19 protein-coding genes and 1 tRNA gene are annotated in these 17,635 nt (G+C 72.1%); 13 read left to right on the top strand and 7 right to left on the bottom strand.

Features of this window, described 5'->3' with window-relative positions; translation table 11 throughout:
- Nucleotides 1-146: 146 nt before the first annotated feature.
- Nucleotides 147-1,205, top strand: a complete 1,059-nt coding sequence (locus HUT06_RS30520; RefSeq protein WP_176198861.1) for an ion channel — start codon at nucleotides 147-149, stop codon at nucleotides 1,203-1,205.
- 142 nt (nucleotides 1,206-1,347) lie between these two features.
- Here the strand turns inward: HUT06_RS30520 and HUT06_RS30515 are convergent, their stop codons facing one another.
- A complete protein-coding gene (locus tag HUT06_RS30515) occupies nucleotides 1,348-2,298 on the bottom strand; it encodes a phosphoribulokinase (RefSeq protein ID WP_176198860.1) in 951 nt (316 codons plus the stop codon).
- A gap of 192 nt (nucleotides 2,299-2,490) precedes the next feature.
- On the opposite strand from HUT06_RS30515, the gene HUT06_RS30510 reads away from it, so the two are divergent.
- Nucleotides 2,491-3,147, top strand: coding sequence for a response regulator transcription factor (locus HUT06_RS30510; RefSeq protein ID WP_176198859.1), 657 nt, complete (start codon nucleotides 2,491-2,493; stop codon nucleotides 3,145-3,147).
- Entirely contained in the window at nucleotides 3,144-4,328 is a 1,185-nt protein-coding gene (locus HUT06_RS30505) for a sensor histidine kinase (RefSeq protein ID WP_176198858.1), read from the top strand. Before HUT06_RS30510 ends, HUT06_RS30505 begins: the two co-directional genes overlap by 4 nt.
- On the opposite strand, the gene HUT06_RS30500 is transcribed toward HUT06_RS30505, so the two are convergent.
- Nucleotides 4,300-5,496, bottom strand: a complete 1,197-nt coding sequence (locus HUT06_RS30500) for a trans-acting enoyl reductase family protein (protein WP_176198857.1) — start codon at nucleotides 5,494-5,496, stop codon at nucleotides 4,300-4,302. The two genes, HUT06_RS30505 and HUT06_RS30500, sit on opposite strands and share 29 nt — an antisense overlap.
- A 124-nt stretch (nucleotides 5,497-5,620) precedes the next feature.
- On the opposite strand from HUT06_RS30500, the gene HUT06_RS30495 reads away from it, so the two are divergent.
- Entirely contained in the window at nucleotides 5,621-5,797 is a 177-nt protein-coding gene (locus HUT06_RS30495) for a hypothetical protein (protein ID WP_176198856.1), read from the top strand.
- On the opposite strand, the gene HUT06_RS30490 is transcribed toward HUT06_RS30495, so the two are convergent.
- Entirely contained in the window at nucleotides 5,754-6,668 is a 915-nt protein-coding gene (locus HUT06_RS30490; protein WP_176198855.1) for a LysR substrate-binding domain-containing protein, read from the bottom strand. The genes HUT06_RS30495 and HUT06_RS30490 overlap by 44 nt on opposite strands.
- Nucleotides 6,669-6,918: 250 nt before the next feature.
- On the opposite strand from HUT06_RS30490, the gene HUT06_RS30485 reads away from it, so the two are divergent.
- From HUT06_RS30485 to HUT06_RS30450, 8 genes are all read left to right on the top strand, one after another.
- Complete coding sequence (locus HUT06_RS30485; RefSeq protein ID WP_176198854.1) at nucleotides 6,919-8,352, top strand: form I ribulose bisphosphate carboxylase large subunit; 1,434 nt, start codon at nucleotides 6,919-6,921, stop codon at nucleotides 8,350-8,352.
- Nucleotides 8,352-8,801, top strand: a complete 450-nt coding sequence (locus HUT06_RS30480) for a ribulose bisphosphate carboxylase small subunit (protein WP_176198853.1) — start codon at nucleotides 8,352-8,354, stop codon at nucleotides 8,799-8,801. The genes HUT06_RS30485 and HUT06_RS30480 overlap by 1 nt, the downstream gene beginning before the upstream one ends.
- Nucleotides 8,798-9,778: a CbbX protein gene (gene cbbX, locus HUT06_RS30475; RefSeq protein ID WP_254715468.1), complete on the top strand. Its 981-nt coding sequence runs from the start codon at nucleotides 8,798-8,800 to the stop codon at nucleotides 9,776-9,778. The genes HUT06_RS30480 and cbbX overlap by 4 nt, the downstream gene beginning before the upstream one ends.
- Before the next feature lie 79 nt (nucleotides 9,779-9,857).
- A complete protein-coding gene (locus HUT06_RS30470) occupies nucleotides 9,858-10,766 on the top strand; it encodes a PAC2 family protein (RefSeq protein WP_217711526.1) in 909 nt (302 codons plus the stop codon).
- A 53-nt stretch (nucleotides 10,767-10,819) separates the two neighbouring features.
- Nucleotides 10,820-11,239 (top strand): CBS domain-containing protein, encoded by a 420-nt coding sequence (locus tag HUT06_RS30465; protein ID WP_176198851.1) that lies wholly within the window; start codon nucleotides 10,820-10,822, stop codon nucleotides 11,237-11,239.
- Nucleotides 11,236-11,871, top strand: coding sequence for a dienelactone hydrolase family protein (locus tag HUT06_RS30460; RefSeq protein ID WP_176198850.1), 636 nt, complete (start codon nucleotides 11,236-11,238; stop codon nucleotides 11,869-11,871). Before HUT06_RS30465 ends, HUT06_RS30460 begins: the two co-directional genes overlap by 4 nt.
- Entirely contained in the window at nucleotides 11,871-13,034 is a 1,164-nt protein-coding gene (locus HUT06_RS30455) for a geranylgeranyl reductase family protein (protein WP_176198849.1), read from the top strand. Before HUT06_RS30460 ends, HUT06_RS30455 begins: the two co-directional genes overlap by 1 nt.
- 57 nt (nucleotides 13,035-13,091) lie before the next feature.
- Nucleotides 13,092-13,166 (top strand) — tRNA-Val (locus HUT06_RS30450).
- 46 nt (nucleotides 13,167-13,212) lie between these two features.
- Here HUT06_RS30450 and HUT06_RS30445 read toward each other — a convergent pair.
- From HUT06_RS30445 to HUT06_RS30435, 3 genes are all read right to left on the bottom strand, one after another.
- The gene (locus HUT06_RS30445; protein ID WP_176198848.1) at nucleotides 13,213-13,380 is read right to left on the bottom strand and encodes a site-specific integrase; all 168 of its coding nucleotides are present in this window, start codon (nucleotides 13,378-13,380) and stop codon (nucleotides 13,213-13,215) included.
- Nucleotides 13,381-14,696: 1,316 nt separating this feature from the next.
- The gene (locus HUT06_RS30440; RefSeq protein WP_176198847.1) at nucleotides 14,697-14,957 is read right to left on the bottom strand and encodes a hypothetical protein; all 261 of its coding nucleotides are present in this window, start codon (nucleotides 14,955-14,957) and stop codon (nucleotides 14,697-14,699) included.
- Between the two features lie 65 nt (nucleotides 14,958-15,022).
- Nucleotides 15,023-15,709, bottom strand: a complete 687-nt coding sequence (locus tag HUT06_RS30435; protein ID WP_176198846.1) for a DUF899 family protein — start codon at nucleotides 15,707-15,709, stop codon at nucleotides 15,023-15,025.
- A gap of 92 nt (nucleotides 15,710-15,801) precedes the next feature.
- Between HUT06_RS30435 and HUT06_RS30430 the strand changes: the two genes are divergently transcribed.
- Nucleotides 15,802-16,188 carry a VOC family protein gene (locus HUT06_RS30430; protein WP_176198845.1) on the top strand — a complete coding sequence of 129 codons (387 nt, stop codon included), beginning with the start codon at nucleotides 15,802-15,804 and terminating at the stop codon, nucleotides 16,186-16,188.
- Nucleotides 16,189-16,234: 46 nt separating this feature from the next.
- Here the strand turns inward: HUT06_RS30430 and HUT06_RS30425 are convergent, their stop codons facing one another.
- Nucleotides 16,235-17,608, bottom strand: coding sequence for a S9 family peptidase (locus HUT06_RS30425; protein ID WP_217711525.1), 1,374 nt, complete (start codon nucleotides 17,606-17,608; stop codon nucleotides 16,235-16,237).
- Nucleotides 17,609-17,635: the final 27 nt, after the last annotated feature.

Raw genomic sequence — 17,635 nt, 5'->3', positions numbered from 1 at the left:
CGCGCGTCCGGCGCGTCCGGCGCGTCCGGCGCGTCCGGCGCGTCCGGCGTGGCCGGTGGCCGGTGGCCGCGTCCGGTCGTCGGCGCGCCCGGACTGTGACCGGTTTGCGCTTGACGTGGGGATTTGTCCGCTGCCACGCTGCGCGGATGCCGATCGTGCTGATGCGCCTGGTCACGCGGATCACCGGGCGGAGCTGGCGGGCGCCCGCGCTGGTGCTGCTCGCGGCCTTCGTGGTGGGCTGGCTGCTCATCGCGGTGTTCGAGGAGCCCGGCGCCGACATCAAGAAGCCGCACGAGTACCTCTGGTACTTCCTGGTCAGCGGCACCACCACCGGCTACGGGGATCTGGCCCCGGCCACCGCGGGCGGCCGGATCGGCGGCGTGATCATCATCGTCGCCGGGCTCACCGCGGGCCTGGTGATGTTCGCCGAGCTGACGCTCTGGATGGGGAAGGGCAGGACCATGCGGGCCAACGGCCAGGCGCGGCTGCACAAGCGCGACCATGTGGCGGTCATCGGCTACGAGCGCGAGGCGATGCGCGCGATCACCGGCCAGCTGCGCGCCGACCCCGCGTACGCCAAGACGCCCGTCGTCGCGCTGTTCTGGCCGGAGGAGCTGGCGGGCGAGAACCCCGACCCCGACCTGTACGACGTGGTCGCCAACGACGGCACCGCCTACGAGCGGGCGTGCCTGGAGAAGGCCCGCACCGTGCTCGTGGTCGGCCGGTCCGACGACGAGACCGTCCGCGTCATGCTCGGCGTGTCGGCCTACCTGCGGCGGCACGGGGAGCCGCCCGTCCACATGCTGGCCGGGCTGCGCGACGGCGGCCGCCGCGCCGAGATCACCGAGGCGCTGCACCTGGTCAGCGCCGACATCGAGCCGGTCGACATCGACGACCCGGCCGTGGTGGCGGACGCGATCCGCAACCCCGGAGTCGCCGCGATCCACCACAACCTCGCCAGCACGCTCGACTCCGACGGCACCCTCTACCGGGTGGACGTCCCCGAGGACGCCGGCGAGTGGTCCCGCGTGGACGTGGCGATCTTCCTGCTGCGGCGGGGCAGCACGCTGCTCGCGGTCGGCGAGTCGCACCGCCCGAACGCCCGGTTCCGGCTCACGTCCGCGCCGGACGAGCGGATCCGGGGCGGCCAGTCGCTCGCGGTGGTCGCGCCTGACCGCCCGGTCATCGCCTGGGCCGAGATCTGACGAGTGCCGGGAGGGCGCCGGCGCGCCCGCGTGGGCGCCCTCCCGGCGGCCGCCTGCGCGCGGCCCGGGGCACAGGTCCAAAGCCCCGGGGCCTCCCCGCGCGCACGCGGAGCCGCACGCCGCCGTCCGCCGCCGCGCCGCGCTAGGCGGCCTGGCGGTGGTCGGCGTCGAGCAGGTGGTAGAGCAGCAGGAGCTGGGTGATCGCGAGCGGGTCGCTGGTCCCGGTGTCGCCGAGGCGGCCGAGCGCGTCCGGATCGGGGAGCGCGGTGCCCGCGCGCGGCCCGAGCCGCTCCCAGATGGCCTTCTTGACGACCTGCGACTCCTCCGGCGAGACGTAGCCGTGGACGTGCAGGGCGTCGACCGGGCGGCCGTCGGTGTCGCGGTGCAGCCGCAGGTGCAGGGCGGTCTCGGTGTCGCCGGCGCCGCCGTCCAGGACGTCCGCCAGCTCCGGGTGGTCGATCGTCGGGCGCAGCAGCAGTTCGGCGGACAGCGGGGTGCCGGGCGGGTCGAGGCGCCCGGCGACGGGCGCGAACCGGACGACGATGTCGGCGTGCTTGCGCTGCGGCCGGATGTAGGCGGCGCTCTCCGGCTCGCGCCGGGCCAGCTCCGCCATGACCTGCTCGGGGCTGTAGCCGCGCTTCTCGCAGTCGCGGCGGACCTTCCAGGAGTGGCGCAGCGGCTCGGGCGGGTCCAGGTAGACGGTGATGTCGAAGCAGGCCCGCGCCATCCGGGTGTGCAGCGGCAGCAGGCCCTCGACGATCACGAAGTCGCGGGGCTCGACCAGTTCCGGCCGGACGAGCTCGCCCGTGGCGTGGTCGTAGACCGGCTTGAGGATCGGCTCGCCCATCGACAGCAGCTGGAGGTGCTGCTCCATGACGTCGATGTGGTTGCAGTCGGGGTGCAGCGCCGTGAACGGCTTGCCCGCCCGCTCGGCGCGGTCGTAGCGGTGGTAGTCGTCCACGCAGACCGCGGTCATCCGGTCGGCCCCGAGACACTGCACAAGCCCCCTGGTCAGCGTCGTCTTGCCCGCCGCGCTGTCGCCCGCGATCGCGAGCATGACGGGGCGGCGGCCCGCTCCGCGCGCCCGGAGCATATGCACGATCCGATGGGGCACCTGGCTCCTCCGTCCTGCGGAATTCAATTTTCGTACAGGAGAGTACGGGGCGGGGCGGGCGGGCGCGTCCCCCAATCAGGTGAGGCCGGGGGTGAATCGCCGGAGGGAGCCTCCGGACCGGCGCGCGCCGAGGGCTACTGGTGAGTAGCTTCCGGTTGTTATCGTGCCGGGATGGGAGTCCCCGTACGCGTCGTCCTGGTGGACGACCACGAGATGATCCTCGCCGGGCTGCAGGCCATGCTGGCCGGGTTCGCCGGCCGGGTGCGCGTCGTCGGGCAGGCGGGGACGGGGGACGAGGCGGCCCGGCTGGTGACCGCGCTGCGCCCCGACGTCGTCCTGCTGGACGTGCGGCTCGGCCCCGAGAGCGGCCTCGACCTGTGCCGGGTGATCACCGGCCGCGTCCCGGAGGCGCGGGTGGTGTTCCTGTCGGTCTACGACGACGAGCAGTACGTCTTCGAGGCGCTGCGCGCCGGGGCCGGCGGCTACCTCCTCAAGCGGGTGGACGGCCCCGAGCTGGTCCGCCGGCTGGAGGAGGTCGCGCGGGGCGAGACGGTCATCGACCCGACGCTCGCCGGGCGGATGGCGGTCACCGCCGCCCGGCTGACCCGCGGCGAGTTCTGGCCGGGCGCCAACCGCGGCCTCACCCAGCGCGAGAGCGAGGTGCTGTCGCTGCTGGTCGGCGGCCTGTCGAACAAGGCGATCGCGGCGCGGCTGGTGCTCAGCGAGGAGACCGTGAAGAGCCACCTGCGCGCCCTCTACCGCAAGCTGGAGGTGACCGACCGGTCGGCGGCGATCGCGGTCGCGCTGCGCGAGGGGCTGTTCCGGTGACGTCCCCGCTGGAACTGCTCGCCGGGCGCGGCGCCGACCTGCTCGTCCGCGTCGTCGCGGCGGCCTGCTCCGACCGCGAGCTGCCCCGGATGGCCGACGAGCTGGCCTGCCTGGTGGTGCGGTCGGCGCGGGCGCTGACGTTCTGCGACGTGTACGTGCTGGACGAGGAGGAGCGCGCCCTCGAATGGGCGGGCCCGCCCGTCCCGCTGGGGGAGGGCGACGCCGGCTGGGTCGCCGCGCACGGCCGGGCGCGCCCGCACGCCGACGGGCGCGGCGCCGCGATCCCGGTGCCCGGCGACGGCCGCGTGATCGCGGTCGTGGACGTCCGGGCGGCCGGGCCCGTCCCGCCCGAGGACCTCGCGCTCGCCACCGCGCTCGCCGGGCTGTTCGCGCCGGTGCTGTCGTCCTGCCGCCGGCTGCGCAGCGCCCGCGAGCGCGAGCACGCGGCGGAGCGGTTCGCCGAGCGGGCCGTCGAGGCGCAGGAGGCGGAGCGGTCCCGGCTGAGCCGGGAGATCCACGACGGCCTGGCGCAGCGGCTCGCCAGCCTCGGCTTCCACCTGTCGGCCGCCGAGCGGGCACTGCCCGAGCACCACCCGGAGGGGCTGGCGCAGATCATGATGGCGCGGCGGCTGTGCGAGCTGGCCGCGGCCGAGACCCGCGCGGCGATCGGGGGGCTGCGGCCGCCCGTGCTGGACGACCTCGGCCTGTCGGCGGCGCTCGCCACCCTCGCCCGGGAGGCCGGCGACGGCCCGGGGCCGTCCGGCGCGCTCGACGTCACGGTGACCGTCGAGGGCGAGCTGGATAACGAACTGCCCGACCACGTGCAGACCGCGCTCTACCGGATCGCGCAGGAGGCCGTCGGCAACGCGTTGCGGCACGCGTCCGCGAGCTGCGTCGACCTGCTGCTGGAGCACTCCGCCGACCGCGTCCGGCTGCGGGTCGCCGACGACGGGACGGGGTTCTCCGTCCGGGACGTGTTCGCGCAGGGCCTCGTCAAAGGGGTGCGGCCGGACTGCTACGGGCTGCGCGGCATGCGCGAGCGCGCCGAGCTGCTCGGCGGGCGGGTCGCGGTGACGAGCAGGCCGGGCGCCGGGACGATCGTCGAGGCCGTCATCCCGATCCCCGGGCGCCGAGGGGCCGCCGCCGACGGGGTCACCGCTCGTCCAGCACCCGGAAGGTGATGCCGGCCCCGACGAGCCGCCCGATCAGCGCGTCCCCCATCGCCGCCGCCGTGGTGACCTGCCCGGACGTCGCGGGCAGGTCGTCGTGCGCCAGGCACAGCGCCGACTCGGCGAGCATCTTGGCCGTCTCGCCGTAGCCGGGGTCGCCGCCCGCGACCTCGGTGACCACGCGCTTCCCGCCGCCCTCGCCGGCGAACTTCACGCTGAACCAGTTGCGGGCGCGGCGCTCCGGGGACGGCCCCTCGCCGGGCGTCGCGAAGCGGAGCAGCGCCTTGCGGGCCGGGGGCACGGCGGCGACCGCGGTCAGGCCGCCGAAGCCCGCAGCGATCCCGGCGGCCGTCGCGAGATGCCGGACGGCGAGGTAGTGGCCGTAGGAGAAGTCGGGGCCGTAGCGGTCGAGCGCCGCCGCCGACCGGGTGACGATCTGCGGGTCGATGGTGGGCAGCGGCAGCGTCCAGCCGTCCCCGACGCGGGCCCTGGGCGCGGGGGACCGCGAGATCCGCACCCGGCGCCCGGCGGGCGGCTCCTCCACCCGGCGGCGCTCGCGCTCGGCGCGCAGCATCCCGGCCGGGTCGCCGAAGATGCCGATCGCCGAGTGCAGGGTGCCGCCGGACGCCGACCCCTGCACCCGCAGGAACCCCTCGATGTGCAGCGGGACGCCCTCGGGGAGCTGCTTGACCGTGAAGTAGGCGCCGAGGTCGTGCGGAATGGAGTCGAACCCGCACGCGTGGACGATGCGCGCCCCGCTGTCCACCGCCTGCCGGTGGTACTTGACGTACATGCGGTCGACGAAGGTGGGCTCGCCGGTGAGGTCGACATAGTCGGTTCCGGCGCGCGCGCACGCCGCGACCAGGGGCTCGCCGTACTTGACGTAGGGGCCGACCGTGGTGATGACGACCCGCGCCGCGTCCGCGATGGCCTCGATCGAGGCGGCGTCGGTGGTGTCGGCGTGGAGCAGCTCCAGCTCGGCGCACGCCGGGTCGATCTTCGTCAGCCGGTCGCGGACCGCCTCCAGCTTGGCCCGGTCGCGTCCGGCGAGGGCCCAGCGCGTCCCCGGCCGGGCGGTGGCGGCCAGGTACTCGGCGGTCAGCCCGCCGGTGAAGCCGGTGGCGCCGAACAGGACGATGTCGTACGCGCGGGCGGAGTCGTGCGGGCGGTCGGCGGTCATGGTGGCCCCTCTCACTGTTCCGAATGCGATTCTGTCCCGTCCGGGTGCTCCCATGTGGTGCGGACGGCCATTGTGAGCGACCGCACTCCTCTAGGGTTGCTCCGGTGATCCGGATGGTGGTGTCGTGACCGCGCTGGCCGCGGCGATGGACGTCGTCGCCGCGGGCTTCCTGGCGTTCTTCGTGTACCTGCTGACGCGCGCCGGGGCGGCCCAGGGCAACGAGGGCGGACGTCCGGTCGCGATGGTGCTGATCTCGATCAGCCTGTGCCTGCTGTCGGTGCCGCTGTGGGCCCTGCCCTAGCGGGGCCGGCGGGCCGCCAGCCGGGCGCGTCCAGCAGGTGCCGGACGAACAGCAGCGTCGTCGGCGTCGGCGGCGCGCCCGCGACGGCGTGCCAGGGCCGGTCGAGCGGCATCCCCGGCGCGCCGACCACCGCCAGGCGGCCGGCCTCCAGCTCGGCGCCGACCGCGTCCCGCGACACCAGCGCGACCCCCAGCCCGGCCGCCGCGCCCGCGATGACCGCGCCGTTCGAGCCGAGCACCAGCCGCGGCGGCGCCACCTCGCGCTCGGCCAGGTAGGCCTCCGCCGTCGCCCGCGTCCCCGAGCCGGGCTCCCGCATCACCCAGGGCGTGCGGGCCAGCGCGAACCCGGCGGCGATGTCCGGCGCGCCGACCACGACCAGCTCGTTCGGGCGCCTGGCCAGCACCGTCGCCGCCGCCTCGGCCGGCGGGCGGCCCGCCAGCACCAGATCGGCCTCGTGCGCGGCGAGGCTGCTCCACACCTGGCGGCGCGACCCCACCTCCAGCGCCAGCTCCACGTCCGGCCAGCGCGCCCGGAACGAGGCGAGCAGGCCGGGCAGCAGCTCGTCGGCGGCCGTCGTCACCGCCGCCAGCCGCAGCGGCCCCCGCCCCGGATCGGCCGCGCCGCGCGCCGCCGCCCGGCCCTCCTCCAGCAGCCCGAGCACCTGCCGCGCGTACCCGGCGTAGACGGCCCCGGCGGGCGTCAGCCGCACGCCCCGGCCCTCCTTCCGGACGAGCGGCACGCCGAGATCGCGGGTGAGTGCGGCGACCGCCGCCGACACCGCCGACTCGGTCACGTACAGCCGCCGCGCCGCCGCCCGCACCGACCCGGTGTCGGCGACCGCGACGAGGCTCCGCAGCCGCGCCTCCGTCACGCCCGGCCTCCTGACTCTGGCGAAGCCCGCCCGGGGACGTCCCCTCGGACGTGCTCGTTCAAGTAAATGCTTGATGGTCACCGTAGAACACTTGATGGACATTGCAAGTGTCGGGCGGTCAAGCTGCGAAGCGTCACGGTTCCACGTGGACCGGGACGCGGCGCACCGCCCCACGTCCCCTGGACATGCCGTCCTTCACCGGGGCGGCGCGCCGCGTCCCGGCTGATCTTCCAGCGGAGGAGAGCGGCGAATGAGCGCGGGCAGATGGTCGGCGGGCGTGATCCCCTACGCCGAGATGGGCTACTGGCGTCCGGACTACGAGCCGAAGGACAGCGACATCCTCGCCGCCTTCCGGATCACGCCGCAGCCGGGCGTGCCGCCGGAGGAGGCCGGCGCCGCCGTCGCGGGCGAGTCGTCCACCGCGACCTGGACGGTCGTGTGGACGGACCGGCTCACGTCCTACGAGAACTACCAGGGCAAGTGCTACAAGGTGGAGCCCGTCCCCGGGCAGGAGAACCAGTTCATCGCCTACATCGCCTACGACCTCGACCTGTTCGAGGAGGGTTCGATCGCGAACCTGACATCGTCCATCATCGGCAACGTCTTCGGGTTCAAGGCGCTGAAGGCCCTCCGCCTGGAGGACATGCGGATCCCGACCCACTACGTCAAGACGTTCCAGGGGCCGGCGCACGGCATCGTCATGGAGCGCGAGTATCTGGGCAAGTTCGGCCGTCCGCTACTGGGCGCGACCGTCAAGCCCAAGCTCGGCCTGTCGGCGCGCAACTACGGACGCGTCGTCTACGAGGCCCTGCGCGGCGGCCTGGACTTCACCAAGGACGACGAGAACATCAACTCCCAGCCGTTCATGCGCTGGCGCGACCGCTTCCTCTATTGCATGGAGGGCGTCAACCGGGCGCAGGCCGCCACGGGCGAGGTGAAGGGCCACTACCTCAACGTCACCGCCGCCACGATGGAGGACATGTACGAGCGCGCCGAGTTCGCCAGGGACCTCGGCAGCGTCATCGTGATGATCGACCTGACCATCGGCTACACGGCGATCCAGTCGATGGCCAAGTGGGCGCGTAGGAACGGCGTCATCCTGCACCTGCACCGCGCAGGGCACTCCACTTACACGCGCCAGAAGTCGCATGGCGTGAACTTCCGCGTCATCGCCAAATGGATGCGGCTGGCCGGCGTCGACCACATCCACGCGGGGACGGTCGTCGGCAAGCTCGAAGGCGACCCGAACAGCGTCCGCGGCTACTACGACACCCTCCGCCTGGACACGGTGGAGGCCGACCCCATGAAGGGCCTGTACTTCGACCAGGAGTGGGCGTCGATGCCCGGCACGATGCCCGTCGCGTCCGGCGGCATCCACGCCGGGCAGATGCACCAGCTCCTGCACTACCTGGGCGAGGACTCCATCCTCCAGTTCGGCGGCGGGACGATCGGCCACCCGATGGGCATCGCCGCCGGCGCCACCGCCAACCGCGTCGCGCTCGAAGCGATGATCAAGGCGCGGAACGAGGGCCGCGACTACCTCGCCGAGGGCCCCGACATCCTGCGCGCCGCCGCCAAGCAGAGCCGCGAACTCGACATCGCCCTGTCCACCTGGGGCGACATCACCTTCACGTACGAATCCACCGACACGCCCGACGTCGTCGAGACCCCTGTGAGCGTCTGATGCGGATCACCCAAGGCACCTTCTCGTACCTGCCCGACCTCACCGACGCCGACATCGCGGCGCAGATCGGCTACGCCCTCGGCCAGGGCTGGCCCTGCTCGGTCGAGTTCACCGACGACCCGCACCCGCGCAACTCCTACTGGGAGATGTGGGGCCTGCCGATGTTCGACCTCACCGACCCCGCCGGCGTCCTGTACGAGGTCAACGAGTGCCGCAGGGCGTACCCGAACCACTACATCAGGCTGAACGCCTACGACGCGCGCTACGGGCGGCAGACCACCGCGGTCCAGTTCATCGTGCAGCGTCCCGCCGAGGAGCCCGGCTTCCGGCTGGACCGGACGGAGGCGTCCGACCGGCGCGTCCAGTACGCGCTGCACCCCTACGCCCTCGACCGGCCCGAGGGCGACCGCTACGGGCCCGATGGCGAGCGCGACGGGGCGGGGCGTTGAGCGAACGCCCCGGCTTCGGGATGCGCCACGGCGGCTCCCCGGTGGACCCTTCCCAAGCTCCCGCCACCGGGGAGCCGCCCCCTCCCGAGCCGCATGCTCCCGAGCCGCTGCCGCCGGACGCCCGCGTCGACCTCGCCAAGGAGCGCGCCGACTCGCAGGTCGACTCCGTCCTGGACGCTCTCGACGCCGAACTCGTCGGCCTCGCCCCGGTCAAGACCCGCATCCGGGAGATCGCGGCGCTGCTGCTCGTCGACCGCGTCCGGGCCCGGTTCGGCATCGACTCCGGGCGCCCCAACCTGCACATGTGCTTCACCGGCAGCCCCGGGACGGGCAAGACCTCCGTCGCCGTCCGGCTCGCCGAACTGCTGCACCGCCTCGGCTACGTCCGCCGCGGCCACCTCGTCTCCGTCACCCGCGACGACCTGGTCGGCCAGTACGTCGGGCACACCGCGCCCAAGACCAAGGAGGTCCTGAAGCGGGCGATGGGCGGTGTGCTGTTCATCGACGAGGCGTACTACCTGTACCGGGCCGAGAACGAGCGCGACTACGGCCAGGAGGCCATCGAGATCCTCCTCCAGGTCATGGAGAACCAGCGGGACGACCTCGTCGTCGTGCTCGCCGGCTACAAGGACCGCATGGACTCCTTCTTCGCGTCCAACCCCGGCATGAGCTCCCGCATCGCCCACCACATCGACTTCCCCGACTACGAGCTGGGAGAACTGGAGGCCATCGGCCACCTGATGACCGAGCGCGAGGGCTACGCGCTGGCCCCCGAGACCGAGCCGGTCTTCCGCGACTACCTGGCCCGGCGCCGCGAGCAGCCGCGCTTCGCCAACGCCCGGTCCGTCCGGAACGCCATCGAACGGGCCCGGCTCCGGCACGCCAACCGCCTCCTCGGGCGAAGCGGCGAAATCGGGCGCGACGACCTCACCACCCTCCACCCGGAAGACTTCAAGGCCAGCCGCGTCTTTCGGTGACCCGTGTCACGCCCGAACCGGGGATGAGCCTCCGCATGTCCTAATGTTGGCCCTAAGACATGTAGAGGTGGGGGAGAAGTTGCTTAACCCAGAGGATCTGTACGAGCTTGACGCCGACCTGCCGGAGATGACGGGTCCGGTGCTGCTGCACAGCCTCGACGGCTTCGTGGACGCCGGATCCACCGGGCAGCTCGTGCGCGAGCACCTCCTGGAAACCCTCGAGCACCGCGTCATCGCCCGCTTCGACGTCGACTCGCTGATCGACTACCGGGCCCGCCGGCCGCCGATGACCTTCGACCGGGACCACTGGGCCTCCTACGACGCGCCCGAGCTGGTCGTCCGGCTGCTGCACGACGAGGCCGGGAGCCCCTTCCTGATGCTGTCGGGGCCCGAGCCCGACCGGCTCTGGGAGGGCTTCACCTCGTCCGTCGTGCACCTGGTGAAGAAGCTCGGCGTCGGCCTCGTCGTCGGTTTCCACGGCATCCCGATGGGCGTCCCGCACACCCGCCCGGTCGGTACCACCGCGCACGCCACCCGCCCCGAGCTGGTCACCCGCAACTCCTGGTTCGACAAGGTCCAGGTGCCCGGCAGCGCCGCCGGCCTGCTGGAGCTGCGGCTCGGCGAGGGCGGCCACGACGCCGTCGGGTTCGCCGTGCACGTCCCGCACTACCTGGCCCAGTCCGCCTACCCGGCCGCCGCCGTCGCCGCGCTGGAGGCCATCGTCTCCAGCACCGGCCTGGAGCTGCCCGCCGACCGGCTCCGCGACGCGGCCGCCGCCACCGACGCCGACATCGCCGAGCAGGTCGACGGCAACGACGAGGTCGAGAAGGTCGTCCGGGCCCTGGAGCAGCAGTACGACGCGTTCGCCGGCGCCGCCGAACGCGACAGCCTCCTCGCCGAGTCGCAGGACATGCCCACCGCCGACGAGCTCGGCGCCCAGTTCGAGCGGTTCCTCGCCGAGCAGGACGGGCCCGACTCCGCCGGCTAGACATATCCCGTCCGCCGCTGGGTAGGCGAGCGCCCGAGAGGGGAGGTTCGCTCATGGCCCAGAAGGTGAACGAGGTGATGACGCCGGTGCCCGTGGCGGTGCCCCCGGACACGTCCCTGACCGAGGTCGGGGATCTCATGCGCCGGCACGGGATAGGCGACGTCCTCGTCGTCCACGAGGGGCGGCTGCGCGGCCTGGTCACCGACCGCGACATCGTGATCCGCGCCGTCGCCGCGCAGCGCGACATGTCCGGCACGCGCGTCGCCGACATCTGCAGCACGAACCTGATCACGGTCGCCCCCGGCGAGGACGCCGACGCGGCCGTGCGGCTGATGCGCGACCACGCCGTCCGGCGGATCCCCGTCGTGGACGGTGACCGGCCGATCGGCATGGTGTCCATCGGGGACCTCGCCGTCCAGCGGGACGAGCACTCGGCCCTCGCCGACATCAGCGCCGAACCGCCGAACACGTGATCACGCTGAAGCTGCGGGACGCCGAACTCGACGGCGACCTGTGGATCCCGGACGGCGCCACCGGCGTCGTCCTGTTCGCGCACGGCAGCGGCAGCTCCCGGCTCAGCCCCCGCAACCGCGCCGTCGCCGACGGCCTCAACGCCGCGGGCCTCGGCACCCTCCTCATCGACCTGCTCACCCGGCACGAGGACGAGGTCGACCGCGTCACCGCCGCGCTCCGCTTCGACATCGAGCTGCTGACCCTCCGCCTCATCGGCGCGATCGACCGGCTCACCGAGGGCCTGGAATCGGCCCCGCACACCGCCGGCCTCCCCATCGGCCTGTTCGGCGCCAGCACCGGCGCCGCCGCCGCCCTCGCCGCCGCGGCGGCCCGCCCCCGCATCGGCGCGGTCGTCTCCCGCGGCGGCCGCCCCGACCTCGCCGGCCCGTCCCTGCCCCGCGTCCGGCCGCCCGTCCTGCTGATCGTCGGCGGCCGGGACCCGGAGGTCATCAAGCTGAACGAGCAGGCGCACGAAAGCCTCGAGAACTCCGAAATCCACATCGTGTCCGGCGCGACCCACCTCTTCGAGGAGCCCGGAGCCCTGGAAGAGGTCACCACCCAGGCCGCTGACTGGTTCAATCGACACCTGTGATGCGCGATGTCATCGTGGTCGGAGCCGGCCCAGCCGGAACCTCCGCCGCCTACCACCTCGCCAAGGCCGGCCTGGACGTCCTGATCCTGGAGAAGACGTCCTTCCCTCGCGAAAAGGTCTGCGGCGACGGCCTGACCCCCCGCGCCGTCGACGAGCTCCGCGCCCTGGACCTGGACCTCTCCTCCTGGTACCGCACCGAGGGCGTCCGCCTGATCGCCTCGGGCCGCACCTTGGAGATCCCCTGGCCGTCCGGCCACGGCCTGACCCGCACCCGCACCGACCTGGACGAGCTCCTGGCCCGCAACGCCGTGGCCGCCGGCGCGACCCTCCAGGAGAACACCAGGGTCACCGCCCCCCTCGAAGACCAGAACCGTATAACCGGCGTCCGCACCTCAACCGCCACCCACAAAGCCCGCCTGGTCATAGCCGCAGACGGCGCCTCCTCCCGCCTCTCCGTGGCCCTGGGCCTGCACCCCCGCCGCGACCGCCCCATCGGCATCGCGGGCCGCCGCTACTTCCGCAGCCCCCGCCACGAAGACGCCCACCTGGAGATCTGGCTGGACCTGGCCCCCGCCGGCTACGGCTGGGTCTTCGGCATGGGCGACGGCACCTGCAACGTGGGCGTGGCGCTCCTCCGCACCCGACACCCCGACTACCACCGCCTGCTGACCCGCTGGCTGGACCGCCTCCCCGCCGCCTGGGGCTTCACCGACACCAACGCCACAGGCCCCCTACGCGGCGCGGCCCTTCCCATGGGCTACACCCGCCGCCCCCACTACCTCCCCGGCCTCCTCCTGGCCGGCGACTCCGGCGGCATGGTCAACCCGTTCAGCGGCGAAGGCATCGCGTACTCCCTGGAAGCAGGCCGCATAGCCGCCGAAACCATCATCAAGGCCCACCGAACAACCTCCCCCGACCGAACCCTCCAGACCTACCCCTCCGCCATCCGCCACGCCAACGGCCGCCCCTTCACCATGGCCCGAGCCTTCACCCGCGCCCTGGACAACCCCCACCTCATGCGCCTGGCAACCCGCCACGGCCTCTCGTACCCCACCCTCATGCGCCTGGCCCTGACCCTCACAGGCAGCCTGCCCCCCGCCTCCCCGAAAACCGCCACCGACCACCTGGCCACAGCCCTGACCCGCCTCACCCCACCCTCCTGACCCCGGATACCGTTTCGCGATCCCCCCCACGAACCGGGTACGCTTTCCCGGCAACACGGGCGCGTAGCTCAGGGGTAGAGCACTCGCCTTACAAGCGAGGAGTCGGCGGTTCGAAACCGTCCGCGCCCACCAGCGAAAAGACCCTGTTCCCGATCATGGGAACAGGGTCTTCGTGCCATTAGCCGCCGAGCGTGAGCGACCTGGCCGCCGTCCGGTGCTGGTAGATCATCGCGGCCCGGCCGCTGTCATGGCCCATCCGCTCCATGAGGTCGCGGAGCGTCGCGCCGGACTCGGCCGCGAACGTGTTCCCGATGTGGGGGAGGTCGTGAAAGTGCAGGTTCGGCACACCGAGCTTGGTCGCGGTCTCGCCCCACTTGGTAGCGCGCCGGAAGTTCGCCCGCCGCAGGAGGCCCCCCGCGCTTGCCCGTGAAGATCAGCGCGCCATCCTCGGCCCCGGTGAAGTTGCCGAGATGTCGCCGCAGGTCCGGGATGATCGCTCGGGGGAGTGCCACGGTGCGGAGGCCGGCCCGTGACTTGGGCGGCCCGATGATCAGTTCACCGGTGTCCAACTCGACCTGCGCTTGCCGAACGGTGACCGTTTCGGCGTAGAGGTCAAGTGGTGGCCGCGCATACTGCCGACACCGCACCGTCCGCCAGTCGCCGACGGTCACAGGGGCCGCGCCGCCGCCCCAGTACTCTGACCCCCAGTGGAGACCGGTCTGAGCACCCATACGGGTCCGCGGCTCAAGGAGGGTGGGTACGGAACCTCTCCCGGATACGTCCCGGAGCAGGCAGAATCCCGTGACCCCACCCTCCCTCCGGTCTCGGCCTAACGCTCAGCCAGTAGCCGGGTAGGAGGAGGCGACCCGGCAAGACCCCGAAATGAACGCCTCCAGCGGGGGCACTCCGGCTCCGGGAAGCACGAGGCGTGTCCGTGACGGTCGTCTAGGGCTAAGGGGGTGCCTGTGTTTCCCGACTGCCGTCCGCCATGGGCGCGCCGCGCCATTTGTCATTGGCTGGGGGAGTTGTCGCGCGTGGCGCCCGCCTTATGAAGTGCGGTATGGGCGCGGAAGCGAATGCGAGCGCACCGACGGCGCTCCTCATCGGGGGTGGCATCGGTGCACACGCAGCGAGCCGCCAACCACTCCAGATCCTCCGGACTCAGCCATACGGCCACCCGGCCCAGGTGCGCCTCCCGTTCGGGATCAGTCGGCTCTGGTGGTCTCGGCATGCCGCGAGCCTAGAACACTTGGCAGACAGGAGTGCCTCTGGCCGTGCGCTCCGGATCCGGTCGGCGGGAGCGGTGTGCGGTGCGAGAGGACGCGTCGCCTCGGACGGGCGGTCGAAGCCCTGGTCGGCGTTGCTCGGCGGGTGATCACGGCGCCTTGTGAACGAGGAGTCGGTGGTTCGAGACCGTTCGTCCCCGCGTGGAAAGACCTGTTCTCGTGGCGTTGGAATGTCGTAGGTGGTTAATACGCTGCGTGTGCGCGGCCGATCTCGGGGGCATCCAGCACTGTAGGGCGCCCAGTCTCCCTGGTTTTGTACGAGGGTGGCCTTGTCTGAGAGCAAGGACCTAATCTGCGGCCAGGCCAAGTTGAGGGGCCAAGGCAAGCCCGACTGGATCGGCCGCGCGAACCCTTTTCGGGGTGGTCCTTGAGCGTTCTACGGCCAGGTGCCCCACTTGGGGGTGGAGTCCGTCTCTGCCTGGTATTGCTGTGTCTTGGTGACGCATTGGGGGCAGACCGGCTCGTCGGTGGATCTGGCGACGGCTTCTGGGGTTGCCTGGCGTAGTGAGCCCAGCACCGTCAGGCCCGGTGGCATGCCGGTTTCCGGGTCGATGAGGATCGTCGGGACGTTCCGGGGGTCGAACTCGAAGGCTCGTTTGCAGGCGATGCATGTGCCCGTGCTCTTCTCGTCCGCCACCCGGTTCGCCTCCGACTGCGTGCCCGCAGTTCATCACTACCTCGGTACATCGGCGAGTAACGCCGTCAGGCGGGTGGGCCGTAGGTGGCGGCTATTGTTTCGGAGCCGGGCCAGCGGCTGTAGGTGGGGGACTGCGGCCAGCCTTCGGGGGAGTCCTGCCATTCCTCCTGGCGCCCGTACGGGAGGATGTCGATCAGGGCGAAGGTGTGGCTCAGCTGCTCGGTGCCTCGGCCGTTGGTGTGCCAGGTGCGGTAGACGGTGTCGCCGTCGCGGAGGAAGACGTTGACGGCGAAGCCGCCGCCGGGTGGGGCGCCGACGTCGGTGCCGAAGGGGCTGTCGGCGGTGGAGTACCAGGTCATCTGGTTGCCGGTGCGGTGTTTGTAAGCGAGGGCGTCGTTGATGGGGCCCTGGGTGACGATGACGAACCTGGCGTCGTAGGCGTCCAGGAACTCCAGGCGGGTGAACTGCGAGGTGAAACCGGTGCAGCCCGGGCACTGCCAGGTCTCGCCGGGGAACCACATGTGGTTGTAGACGATCAGCTGGGACCTGCCCTCGAAGATATCGGCCAGGCTCACCGGGCCCTTCTCGCCTTCCAGGGTGTACTCGGGCATCTCGACCATCGGCATCCGGCGGCGCTGGGCGGCGATCGCGTCGAGCTCGCGGGTCGCGGCCTTCTCGCGAGCGCGCAGCTCGTCGAGGTGGCGTTGCCAGGTCGCGGTGTCGACGACGGGTGGTAGCGCTGAGTCCGTCATGGGCTCCTCCGAGGTTCGCGGCTCGTGGTCTGTGGAGGTTGACCACGCTCGTCCGTCGAACTCATCGCCGGTCGGTCGATTACTGTCGGCGGGTGCGGATCGAGCTGATCACGATCGTGGTGGACGACTATGACCAGGCCATCGCGTTCTTCACCCGTGCGCTGGGGTTCGAGCTCGTCGAGGACTCGCCGGCGGTGACCAACGATGGGCGGGCCAAGCGGTGGGTCGTGGTGCGGCCGCCCGGGGGTGGAAGCGGGATCTTGCTGGCTCGGGCCGATGGGGAGCGGCAGGCGGGTGTGGTCGGTGAGCAGGCTGGCGGGCGGGTCGGGTTCTTTCTGCGGGTGGACGATTTCGACGCCGCGTATGAACGTATGGCGGCTGCCGGGGTCGAGTTCGTGGGGTTGCCGCGGAGTGAGGAGTACGGGCGGGTTGTGGTGTTTCTTGATGTCGCCGGGAATCGCTGGGACCTGCTCGGGTGAAGACCCCCTGTTCCGTCGGGAACAGGGGGTCATGCCCCCGCGGTGGCTATCGGAGGTAGGGGGACGGGTGGTGGCGGGTGAAGGACGGCGCCGACGGGTGCAGGCCCGGTTCTGGGTCTATGTCGAAGACGGTCTGGGTGGCCGGGGCTAGCTCGGCTGCGGAGCTGTTCAGGGCTGTGGGACGGGTGGTGGGCCAGTGACCCGTGTTCATGCGGGTCAGGAGGGTTTGGAGGGTTGTTATCTCCTCGGACGCAGTGAAGGTGCAGTGGTAGCCGCGGTCCACGTAGAGCTGCTTCAGGTTGGACGGGTTGCCGGACCGGTGGACCAGGGCGGCGTACCGGCGCTGGTTCTCCGGTGGGACGCTGCCGTCCTGTGTTGAGTGCAAGGTGACCACTGGCCAGGGCGTCCGGCCGGTGGGGGTGCCGTAGCGGTTCAAGTAGCGGACGGCGGCTGGGTCGGCCTTGATGCGCGGGCCCGCGTTCAGGCGGGCGAGGTCCTTGCCCAGGCTCAGGCCCGCTTCCCGGTACGCCTTCTTGACCAAGGCCTTCTGGGACGAGCGCGCGAAGAGCGCGCGGTAGTTCACGCCGGTGTTCCAGGACGGGTTGCCGCCCGCGCGGCTCTCGATGTCCGTGCGGTTCAGGCCCCAGAACGCGCCCCGGTCATAGGCGGAGTAGTAGTACTGGTGCTGGATCTGGCCTGTGGTCGTCTCGGGGGCGGGGGCCCGGGAGGCGTAGCGGCCGGGGATGTCGGCGAGGGCGGCTGAGAGAGCCAGGCGGGCGCGGCCCGCAGGGGTGTTCAGCGCGGAGGTGAGGGCGCCTCGGGCGTTGGACGTGTTCGCCTGAGGGTCCTTGATGTGCACCAGGTCCAGGTTCGGCGCTAGGAGCGTTTTGATCGCGTAGTTCGCGTCCAGGGCGCTGTTGAAGTGGCCCGTCGTACCGCCGACTACGCCGCAGAGGGACGCGACGCCGGTGAAGCGGCCGGGGTTGCGTTCCGCTAGGAGGACCGAGGTCAGGCCACCGGCGGACGCGCCTGCGGAGATGGTGCGCTTGGGTTTGCCCACGTTTCTGGTGAACCAGTTGAGGAGGGCCATCTGGTCTTTAAGGCCGGACTCGACGACGCCCCAGCCCTGTGCTGTGCGGTACTGGGAGGCCGCCAAGGCGTAGCCGTGGTCGAGCAGCCACTGCTCTGTGGCCGGGTGGTTCGTGAGCGCGATCTCCGACGGGGGCGGGAACTCCAGGCCGTAGGCGCCGTGGCTCCACAGCAGCAGCGTCCCGTTCCAGCGGCTCGGTATCTCGACGCGGTAGGGGACGCCGTCGATGTCGCCCTGCCGGACGTCGGCGTGCGCCGGTGGGGCGGCGGTGACCAGGGCTGCCAGGAGCATGAAAGGGGCGGTGCGGCAGAACACGCGGAGTCCGTTCATGGCCGCACCTTCCATGAGGCGCCGACC

Origin of the sequence: Actinomadura sp. NAK00032 (assembly GCF_013364275.1) — a bacterium.
Classification (GTDB): domain Bacteria; phylum Actinomycetota; class Actinomycetes; order Streptosporangiales; family Streptosporangiaceae; genus Spirillospora.
This window is presented reverse-complemented; position numbering and strand designations above follow the sequence as displayed.

Bases quoted from the DNA above. Each gene is read 5' to 3' on its own strand.
- HUT06_RS30520 (WP_176198861.1), top strand. From the start codon at position 147: ATGCCGATCGTGCTGATGCGCCTGGTCACGCGGATCACCGGGCGGAGC.
- HUT06_RS30515 (WP_176198860.1), bottom strand. From the start codon at position 2,298: ATGCTCCGGGCGCGCGGAGCGGGCCGCCGCCCCGTCATGCTCGCGATC.
- HUT06_RS30510 (WP_176198859.1), top strand. From the start codon at position 2,491: ATGGGAGTCCCCGTACGCGTCGTCCTGGTGGACGACCACGAGATGATC.
- HUT06_RS30500 (WP_176198857.1), bottom strand. From the start codon at position 5,496: ATGACCGCCGACCGCCCGCACGACTCCGCCCGCGCGTACGACATCGTC.
- HUT06_RS30485 (WP_176198854.1), top strand. From the start codon at position 6,919: ATGAGCGCGGGCAGATGGTCGGCGGGCGTGATCCCCTACGCCGAGATG.
- HUT06_RS30480 (WP_176198853.1), top strand. From the start codon at position 8,352: ATGCGGATCACCCAAGGCACCTTCTCGTACCTGCCCGACCTCACCGAC.
- HUT06_RS30465 (WP_176198851.1), top strand. From the start codon at position 10,820: ATGGCCCAGAAGGTGAACGAGGTGATGACGCCGGTGCCCGTGGCGGTG.
- HUT06_RS30455 (WP_176198849.1), top strand. From the start codon at position 11,871: ATGCGCGATGTCATCGTGGTCGGAGCCGGCCCAGCCGGAACCTCCGCC.
- HUT06_RS30435 (WP_176198846.1), bottom strand. From the start codon at position 15,709: ATGACGGACTCAGCGCTACCACCCGTCGTCGACACCGCGACCTGGCAA.
- HUT06_RS30425 (WP_217711525.1), bottom strand. From the start codon at position 17,608: ATGAACGGACTCCGCGTGTTCTGCCGCACCGCCCCTTTCATGCTCCTG.